Genomic DNA, 2120 nt, shown 5'->3' with positions numbered 1-2120 from the left:
TCGCCGCCTCCGCCGGAAGCGACGCCGCGAGCGAAATATCTTCGGGCCTGACGCCGAAGTACGCCGGCGACCCGGCGATGGCTTCCAGTTCGTTCGTGGTCGGCAGCGGAATCTCGAAGCCGTCGTGCTGGACGACGAACTGGCCATCCCGACCAAGCACATCTACCGGGAGAATGTTCATCGCAGGACTGCCGATGAACTCGGCGACGAAGCGCGTCGCCGGGTAGTCATACAGCAGTTGCGGCGGGTCGACCTGCTCGATTTGGCCGTCGTTCAAGACCGCGACACGGTCACCGAGCGTCATCGCCTCGGTCTGGTCGTGAGTGACGTAGACTGTCGTCGTCTGCAACTCTCGGTGGAGTTCGAGGAGTTCGGTCCGCATCTCGACGCGCAGTTTCGCATCGAGGTTCGACAGTGGTTCGTCGAGGAGGAACACTTCAGGTTCTCGGAGGAGCGCACGCCCAATCGCGACTCGCTGCCGCTCTCCCCCGGAGAGTGCTTTCGGTTTCCGGTCTAGCAGGTCGGTGATGCCCAGCGTCTCGGCGACTTCGGCGACTTGCTCGTCGTCTCCCGACCGGTTGAACTGTCCGTTCGAGTCGAGGCCGAACGTCATGTTCTCCGCGGCGGTCATGTGCGGATAGAGCGCGTAGTTCTGAAACACCATCGCCACGTTTCGCTCGTGGGGTGGCAGGTCGTTGACGACCGTCTCCCCGATGGTGAGCGCGCCGTCAGTGATGGATTCGAGACCAGCAAGCATCCGCAACGTCGTCGACTTTCCGCACCCGGACGGGCCGACGAAGACGAGGAATTCTCCGTCGTTGACCGACAGGTCGATGCCTTTGACAGCCGCAACGTCGCCGAAATGTTTCGTGAGTGTATCGAGTTCGATGTGTGTCATGTGTTACTTTTGTTGAATCGCGAATGTTTCGAGGAGCGGTCGGTGCAGGACGATAAGCACGAAAAGCGGCGGAATCAGCGCAATCACGGCCCCGGCCATGATAAGCCCCCACTCCGTGAGTCCGGACTGACTCGCGCCCTGGAGGAATTTGATACCGACTTGGACGACCTGTTTCGACTGGTCGCTGACGACAATAAGCGGCCAGAGATACTGATTCCAGGCGTAGATGAACGTAATCACGGAGACGCCCGCAATCATCCCTTTCGACATGGGAATCAACACCTGCACGAGGAAGGCGAGTGGTCCCACACCGTCGAGTCGAGCGTTTTCGACCAGCGACTCGGGAATCGACATGAAATGCTGGCGGAAGAGGAATACGGCGGTCGCACTCGCAATATATGGTCCGGTGATTGCCAACAACGAATTCGCCCAGCCGAGGTCGGCCATCAGTTGGAACAGCGGGACGATTCGAACCGGAACCGGAACCAGCAACGTCAGGAGGACGAACGTGAAGACGGCGCGCTCGTAGGGGAACCGGTAGTACACCAGTGCGAGCGCGGCGAGAAGCGAGAGCGTGACCTTCCCGACGACGATGACGATGGACATCACGGCCGAGTTGACCATGTACTGCATGAGGTTGTACTCAGCCAGGGCCGTCTCGTAGTTCGACAGGCCGGCACTCCCAATGCCGAGATTCGTCACTTCGTACACCTCGGTCGTCGATTGGGTGCTCATGATAACTGCGAGGATGAGCGGCAGTCCGACGAGGATAATCGACCCGATGAGTGCGATGTGCACGAACAGGTCACCCTCGAAGAGTGTCGCCAGCATCGACCGTTGTGTCTGTTGGGTAGGTTCTGTCTGCTGTGTGGCTTCTGTGTGTTGTTGAGTGGTTTCTGTGTGTGTTACCATGGATTAGGCTCCGTAGTGTGCGTGCCGGTCGGAAAACCGGAGTTGGATGTACATCAGAAGCGAAACGATGACGAACAGAATCGTCGATTCCGCGGACGCCTGCCCGAGACTGTTGAACTCGAAGGCATCGCGGTACAGCTTGAAGATGAGCAGGTTCGTCGCGGTGTTCGGTCCACCACTCGTCATGAGGTCGACGAGCGGGAACGTTCCGAAGAACGCGTAGATGGTGTTCATCACGACGAGGAACGTCAGCGTCGGCGAGATAAGCGGGATGTACACCCTGTCTCTTATACACATCTCCGAGCCCACG

3 protein-coding genes are annotated in these 2120 nt (G+C 59.1%); all 3 read right to left on the bottom strand.

Going from position 1 to position 2120, the window contains the following annotated elements:
- The coding region (locus QT222_RS02020; RefSeq protein WP_491476144.1) for an ABC transporter ATP-binding protein at nt 1-898 on the bottom strand (898 nt) is incomplete at its 3' end.
- 3 nt (nt 899-901) lie between these two features.
- Nucleotides 902-1729 carry a carbohydrate ABC transporter permease gene (locus QT222_RS02015; protein WP_004056428.1) on the bottom strand — a complete coding sequence of 276 codons (828 nt, stop codon included), beginning with the start codon at nt 1727-1729 and terminating at the stop codon, nt 902-904.
- 84 nt (nt 1730-1813) lie between these two features.
- Nucleotides 1814-2120: carbohydrate ABC transporter permease (locus tag QT222_RS02010; protein WP_491476143.1), on the bottom strand; the 307-nt coding region annotated here is incomplete at its 5' end.

The organism is Haloferax sp. s1 (assembly GCF_058382125.1).
The sequence above is the reverse complement of the archived record's forward strand: the minus strand, read 5'-3'. Positions and strand labels throughout refer to the sequence as shown.

Excerpts from the sequence above, each read along its gene's own strand:
- QT222_RS02015 (WP_004056428.1), bottom strand. The coding sequence starts at position 1,729 with ATGCTGGCGACACTCTTCGAGGGTGACCTGTTCGTGCACATCGCACTC.